This window comes from Vibrio sp. WZ-1, assembly GCF_052037695.1.
Lineage (GTDB): Bacteria > Pseudomonadota > Gammaproteobacteria > Enterobacterales > Vibrionaceae > Vibrio.
In genome coordinates this window covers 150,174-157,671 of sequence record NZ_JBQEQR010000061.1, presented here as the reverse complement: position 1 = coordinate 157,671, position 7,498 = coordinate 150,174, and the positions used below count along the sequence as shown (strand labels likewise).

Annotated in this window: 5 protein-coding genes; 2 read left to right on the top strand and 3 right to left on the bottom strand. The window is 44.1% G+C overall.

What is annotated here, in order from left to right; all coding sequences use genetic code 11:
• Positions 1-1,206, bottom strand: a 1,206-nt coding sequence (locus ACTS60_RS06670; protein WP_440887601.1) for a transketolase family protein, incomplete at its 3' end; no start/stop codon positions are given.
• A gap of 125 nt (positions 1,207-1,331) precedes the next feature.
• Positions 1,332-2,282: a transaldolase gene (gene tal / locus ACTS60_RS06665; protein WP_440887600.1), complete on the bottom strand. Its 951-nt coding sequence runs from the start codon at positions 2,280-2,282 to the stop codon at positions 1,332-1,334.
• Between the two features lie 465 nt (positions 2,283-2,747).
• Between tal and ACTS60_RS06660 the strand changes: the two genes are divergently transcribed.
• Both ACTS60_RS06660 and ACTS60_RS06655 read left to right on the top strand, forming a co-directional pair.
• Complete coding sequence (locus ACTS60_RS06660; RefSeq protein ID WP_440887599.1) at positions 2,748-3,749, top strand: sugar-binding transcriptional regulator; 1,002 nt, start codon at positions 2,748-2,750, stop codon at positions 3,747-3,749.
• A 126-nt stretch (positions 3,750-3,875) separates the two neighbouring features.
• Positions 3,876-5,171, top strand: a complete 1,296-nt coding sequence (locus ACTS60_RS06655) for a glycoside hydrolase family 18 protein (RefSeq protein ID WP_440887598.1) — start codon at positions 3,876-3,878, stop codon at positions 5,169-5,171.
• 29 nt (positions 5,172-5,200) lie between these two features.
• Here ACTS60_RS06655 and ACTS60_RS06650 read toward each other — a convergent pair whose 3' ends face one another.
• On the bottom strand, positions 5,201-7,492 hold the full coding sequence (locus ACTS60_RS06650) for a bifunctional diguanylate cyclase/phosphodiesterase (protein ID WP_440887597.1): 2,292 nt from the start codon (positions 7,490-7,492) through the stop codon (positions 5,201-5,203).
• Positions 7,493-7,498 lie beyond the last annotated feature (6 nt).

Here is a 7,498-nt window from a genome sequence, read left to right as displayed (position 1 = left end):
GTTACCAGAGAAGTCGTTCGCTTCTAGAGACTTAGAACCAGACCACATAGTTAGGTTAGAAGGCGCTAGGTCAGCAGAGCCGCCCATGAATTCTGGAAGCATTTGACCAAACGCTTCTAGTGCGTTTTGAGATGCTTTACGTGATGCGATGTTCGCTGGGTTTGCTTGAAGGTCAGCAATGATTTGGTTTGCTTTTTCTTCCCATTCCGCCGGTAGATCACCGTTTACGCGGCGTTTGAATTCAGCTGCCAGCTCAGGGTGCGCTGCTTCATAAGCTGCAAATTTCTCGTCCCACGCTGCTTCCTTAGCTGCGCCTGCTTCTTTCGCTGACCATTCTGCGTAGACTTCCTGCGGAATTTCAAAAGGACCGTGCTCCCAACCTAGTTCTTTACGTGTTGCTGCAATTTCTTCAGCACCTAGTGGCGCACCGTGACAGTCGTGTGAACCAGATTTGTTTGGAGAACCAAAACCGATGATAGTCTTAGTACAAATAAGAGTAGGGCGTGGGTCAGCTTTTGCAGCGATGATTGCTGCGTTGATTGCTTCAGCATCGTGACCGTCTACTGCTGGAATTACGTGCCAGCCGTAAGATTCAAAACGCTTAGGCGTGTCGTCAGAGAACCAGCCTTCAACGTGACCGTCGATTGAGATGCCGTTGTCATCCCAGAATGCGATCAGTTTGCCTAGACCTAGTGTACCAGCAAGAGAACATGCCTCGTGCGAAATACCTTCCATTAGACAGCCGTCGCCCATGAACACGTAAGTGAAGTGGTCTACGATGTCGTGGCCTTCTTTGTTGAACTGAGCTGCTAGTGCTTTCTCAGCCATTGCCATACCAACAGCGTTAGTAATACCTTGACCTAAAGGACCAGTCGTTGTTTCGATACCTGGTGCATAGCCGTACTCTGGGTGACCCGGAGTCTTAGAGTGAAGTTGACGGAAGTTCTTAAGATCGTCGATAGATAGCTCGTAGCCTGCTAGGTGCAGTAGAGAGTAGATCAGCATAGAGCCGTGACCGTTAGACAGTACGAAACGGTCGCGATCAGCCCACTCAGGGTTTGATGGGTTGTGGTTTAGGTGAGAACGCCAAAGAACTTCAGCGATGTCAGCCATACCCATAGGTGCACCTGGGTGACCAGAGTTAGCTTGTTGAACACCGTCCATGCTTAGTGCACGGATTGCATTAGCTAGATATTTACGATCCATAGTATTTACTTCTCGATATTTGATTTAAATAGAGGGAACTCGTCGAAACCAGTTCAAATAGAATTTTTTGAGTAAAACGCTGATGCTAAAAGCGAGTAGACTGGCTACTCGCTTTTGGTAAGCAATTAAAGCTTAGCTTCGATCATTGCTTCTAGTTTACCTTGGTCAACAGCGAAGTTACGGATACCTTCAGCTAGCTTCTCAACAGCCATTGCATCTTGGTTGTGTTCCCATAGGAACTCAGCGTGAGACATCGCTGTTGGACGCGCTTTAGCACCTTTAGAGTCAACCAGTTTCTCTACAACTTCGCCTTCCGCGGCTTCAAGCTCTGCAAGTAGAGCAGGAGCGATAGTCAGACGGTCACAACCTGCAAGTTCTAGGATCTCGCCGATGTTACGGAAGCTTGCGCCCATAACTACTGTGTTGTAGCCGTATTCTTTGTAGTAGTTGTAGATTGTTGTAACTGATACTACGCCTGGATCTTCTTGAGCTTCGAAGTCACGACCTTCTTTCGCTTTGTACCAGTCCATGATACGACCAACGAATGGAGAAATTAGGAATACGCCAGCTTCAGCACAAGCACGAGCCTGAGCGAATGAGAATAGAAGCGTTAGGTTACAGTTGATGCCTTCTTTTTCTAGGATCTCAGCTGCGCGGATACCTTCCCAAGTCGAAGCTAGTTTGATAAGGATGCGGTCGTTAGTGATGCCTGCATCGTTGTACATCTTCACTAGTTGGCGTGCTTTCGCTACGCTGCCTTCCATGTCGTAAGATAGACGAGCGTCTACTTCTGTAGAGATACGGCCTGGAATAGTTTTTAGGATTTCTTTACCGATATTCACTGCAAGCATGTCACAAGTGTCTTGAACTTGCTGTGCTTTATCTGAGCTTTGTGCTTTTGCGTATTCAATAGAAGCGTCGATTAGAGGTGCATACTCTTCGATTTGAGCTGCTTTAAGGATAAGAGATGGGTTCGTTGTTGCGTCTTCTGGTTGGTATTTCTTGATAGCATCAATTTCGCCAGTGTCTGCTACTACAGTTGTTAGTTTACGAAGTTGCTCTAACTTGTTGCTCATAATCGATCATCCTATATAAATGGGCTTAAGTGTGGTTTTTAGAACCACAACTTGTGCATTTGCAAGCGTGTCGGCTAATCGTCTCATCATAATTAACGAGACATCTTCCCAGCCAACTACGGAAAATTTCGGCACCGAACATTTGTCATGAACATTTGATCGGTAGCTGAGTAAATGATGTGTCCATATTTATCTTATCTAGGTGGAATGTCAATCGTAGAAACTGACTTTAAGTGAGCTCCATCAACGTTTTTTTACTGTTCGCTCAGTCTGCAATCCAAATAAACGTTTGCCCTTATTGCTCAAGGCTTGAGCGCTCACAAAAAACATCAAAACATAGTGTGAGAAAATGTCATTGCGCTGAGCAAATGTAGCAGTTAAATTGAAAAGGAACATATGCTAAGTCAATGAGCGGATGCTCACTAATGCATACAATGTCGATCCTCTAAAAGGGCGAGAAAAACCATGAGCAGTTCAAACCAAGATATTTCTATTGAAAGCACGGACTTATTAACGGAGATTTCCGTTGCCTACTATCAAGACGGTGCTACACAGGAAGAGATATCTAGAAAGTTTTCCATATCACGTGCCAAAGTTGGGCGAATGCTTAAACAAGCTCGTGATGAAGGCATTGTTGAAATTACCGTAAAATATCACCCGGTATTCAGTGCCAAGATCGAGCAACGTCTCATTGAGCGCTTTGGTGTGAAACGTGCGCTGGTGGCATTAGATCAACCCAACGAGGAAGCACAACGCTTACAAGTTTCTGGGTTGGTTTCTAACTACCTCACTAGCACCCTAAAAAACGGCATGGTGGTAACGGTTGGACAAGGGCGTAACGTATCTTCTGTGGCTCACCACATTGGTGTTATTACGCCGCGCGATTGTAAGTTTGTATGCGGTATCGGCGGGATTCACCCTCGTGGCGGTATGTTCAACGCGGATCACATTTGCCGACAATTCGCCAAGAAATACGGCGGCACATCAGAAACCCTATACGCGCCTGCCTATGCTGAAAACCGAGAGCAGAAGGTCGCCTTTATGCAAAACGCTACCGTTAAGCAAACTCTGGACTTGGCGCGCAAAGCGGATGTCGCTCTTGTTGGTATCGGTGATATGAGTGAAAACAGCTATATGGTCGACCTAGGGTGGTTCACGCCAGATGAAGTTGTGCAATCTAGATTGATGCAAGGTGTCGTAGGGGACTTTGCTGGCTATGACTTCTTCGATATTCACGGTAACGTAGCCAACACGGTGATGAGTGACCGAGTGATTGGCCTAGGTATTGAAGAGTTTCGTCCGATTGCCGAGGTGATTGCGATTGCAGCGGAAAATAGCAAACCGTTGGCGCTGCTTGGTGCATTAAGAACTGGTGCAATAGATGTGATCGCGACTAGCGTTAGTAATGCGCTTACGGTTCTTAACTTGGATGAACAGATGCACGGCAACAGTACATCAGAGCTTTAGCACAAATAATATGCAACTAATGTAATCTGGCTGCGCGGATTTATAAATGACTCGCAGCCTGATTTCGTTTCCAAGTTAAAAATATTCCTCAGGAGTAATTTGTAGTTAATTACTCTGGAGGAAATTATGAAAAAGACACTTCTCGCAGCTGCATTGTTTACGGGGTTAACGGGCATGGCACAAGCCGAGCAAAAAGTCGTAGCAGGCTATTTTGCTGATTGGCAGTACGCAAACGCAGACAATCCTTATACGGTAAAAGATATTCCCGCTGATAACCTGACTCATGTTATCTACGCGTTTTTGAGCATGTGTGGTCCTCATTCTGGCGCATCTGAGACGGTTCAAAAGTTAGTTGCTAAGCAATGTGAAGGTAAAGAACCGTATACCGCGATTCTGGTTGATACCGAGGCTGCACTTGAGAAAGACTTTGGTCCTGTTTCTGTTGATGTGCCATATAAAGGACACTTCGCTCAACTCGCCGAGCTTAAGAAGCAACATCCTGATCTAAAAATTCTCCCTTCTTTTGGTGGCTGGACCATGTCAGAGCCTTTCCACGCGATGGCTAAAAACCAGCAAGCAATGGATCAGTTCTCTAAAACGGCTGTCGAGTTGATTGCAAAGTACGATTTCTTTGATGGTATAGATTTGGATTGGGAATACCCAGGTGGCGGCGGCTTAACGACTTCGCCTTGGAATCCAGATACCAAGCTTACGGATGAGCAGAAAGCTATAGAGCGCGACGCTTTCACTTATCTCGTTAAAACCATGCGTGGTGATCTAGATGCTCTAGCGAAAAAGACCAAGCGCGAGTATGAGCTTTCAACAGCGGTGGGTGTCGGTCCAAAAGCCGCGGGCATTGACTGGAAAGCTGCCCAGCCTTACTTAACCAATATGTTTGCCATGACGTATGACTTCCTTGGCGGCTGGGGACAACAAACAGGGCACACAACAAACTTGCATGCCACTGACCGCAGTTGGTGGGGCATGGGCGCTGACGTGTTCATTAATCAAATGATTGAGCTGGGTATTCCGAGCGAAAAATTGGTGATTGGCGCTGCGTTTTATGGTCGCGGTTGGCAAGGAACTAAAGACTTCTCTGGCGACCTACCAACGCAAGACCTAGTTTCTGAACAAGGCGCGCAGTTTGGTACTGGTGAAAATGGCTACTTCATGTTCTGGGACCTTATGAAGAACTACAGCGAAAAACAAGGTTACCAATATAAGTACGATGAACAGTCTCAAGCCCCTTACTTATGGAACCCAGACAAGAAAGTGTTCATCTCATTTGAAGATAAACGTTCTATCAAAGCCAAAGCAGATTGGGCGAAGCAAACTAATCTTGGCGGTATCTTTACGTGGGAGTTATCAGGTGACCCGAAAGGCGAGCTTGTTGAAGTAATGTATAAGGAAATGCAAAACTAGAACAGTACTTCAAGCCGAGCAGAAGCTGCCTATATGGCGGCTTCTTTTGTTTTTTGGTTTTGCATTACATAGCTCTCTAACTCATCAATTGGTATTGGTTTTGAAAAAAGATACCCTTGATACAAATCGCACCCACATTGGGTTAGTTTTTCTTGCTGTTTTAAGGTTTCGACACCTTCGGCGAGTACTGTCATACCAAAGTTTTTGCCAATATCGATGATGTTTTTTGCCATGTTGAGCGCTTTCTCATCAGTTTCAATGTTGTCGATGAAGCTTTTGTCAATTTTCAGCTCATCAATTGGCAAGGCTTTAAGCATACTCAAAGAAGAGTAACCGGTACCAAAGTCGTCAAGCGATATTTGGAAACCCATCAAGTGTAATTGCTGACAGATGGGTGAAAACTTATCTAGATCTTCAATAAATAAGTTTTCTGTAATCTCAAGTGTTATAACGTGACTAGACACATTGTGAGTATTAAGTGTTGATACTAGGTGTTCAATGAAGTCTCTTTGTAGAAATTGTTTGACCGATATATTTACCGATATGCGAATTGGTTGCTCTACATTTGTGTATAAGCTGGCGATATCTTCGATGCTTTTTTCTAGAATCAGTCTGCCTAATCTAACCATTAACCCAGAGCTTTCTGCAACAGGAATAAATTCATTTGGTGGCACAAAACCAAGTTCATCATCAATCCAGCGTACCAATGCTTCTGCACCATATACTTTACCTTGCTTACACAGTTGAGGTTGATACACCATAAATATATCTCGATGCTCTACGGCAACCCGAAGTCGTTGCTCAATCCTCATTTTTCTTAGGTGTTGTGCCTGCATTTCTTCATTGAATAGGCAATAAGCATTTCTTTCTTGCTTTGCCTTGTACATCGCGATATCAGCAGACAGTAGTAGAGCATCTAAGTCTTGACCATGAGCTGGGTAGCGGGCAATCCCTATACTACTACTCAATAAGAATTGATTGTCTGCAACGGCATAGGGTTGCGACAAAGTCATAATCAATTCGCGAGCAAATCGTCTCAATTGCTCATCATCGATTGCTTTAGTCAGAATAATGAACTCATCACTGGCCTCCCGAACAATCAGGCGACCATGAGAACCGAAGTGTTTGAGTCGTATAGCAATTTGTTTCAAAATAAGATCACCAAACTCATGGCCATGAGTGTCATTGACTGATTTGAAATTATCCATATCAACAAAGAGGAGAGCGAAAGGCTCGGCTTTGTCATCGGTCCATTTATGAATATTATTTCTCAGGTATTCTCTATTAGGCAGCGCTGTCAGTGTGTCATGCGTTGCCTGGAAATATAGTTGTTGTCTAGTAGCTAACTCGTTGTTTGCAATTGATTTAACAAGAGCATAGAAGCCCGCTTGAATTAAGATGAAGACCAAAAAATATAGCGTAAACTGCTCTAAAAAAGTACTTTGAATATAGCTAAGGCTAGTGGAAGAAATCGCCCATAAAGAGTAGTCCGGTAGATATTTTAGAGTGATGAGCTTGTCTACTTTTGGATCGGAGCTAACGATATTGTATGTCTTATCTGATGTTCTTACTTGCTCCGGGGTTAAGCCTAGCTCTTTTTCAAATAAAGATTTTAGAATTTTTTGGTTCGAGGTCGTTACTGGTTGTTGATAATTTCTGTAAGAAGCTCCCGCTGAAGAAGTGAACATGAGGTAGCCGTCCTCACGTATTAAGCTTACTTGATTATGCTGATGGGCATGAACATCACTTCGAAAAACCAGTGTGGAGTTCATTTTTAATCCTGCCGTCATGACGGCAAGTGTATTACCTCTGCTATCTCGAATGGCTTTTCTTATTGGAATAACCAGAGAGTCAAGTGCAGGCATAAAATAGGTTCTGCCAAGAATCATTCTTTTTGAACTCACTGCTTCCATGAACGTACTTTGTGTGAGAGGGTCTTTTTTAAGGTTTTGGAGCTTTGATAAATTGAGGTTTGAGCTGACTGCTAAATAGTCGCCATTCGGGTTGGTTAATCCGAACGCTGCAATTACCGGGTGGATTTTAAGTAAGTTGTCTAATATTGGGCGAATTTGAAGCGCAGCGGTTCGAGTAAAATCATTTTGGTGAACAAGCTGATGACCTACGACCTCAAGTAATGATTCTTGCCCTTTTAAAAGCGACTCGACGGAGTTGGAGAACAGTTCCAGCTGGAGTAGCTGTTTGTCTTTGTACTTGTTTAAGTTTGATTGGTAATGATAATGGCCAAATAAGAGAAATAAGCCGACACTAGCCGCTAACAGTATTAGGTAAAGAGTCCAAATGTTTTTCTTTATTCCAGCCATACATTA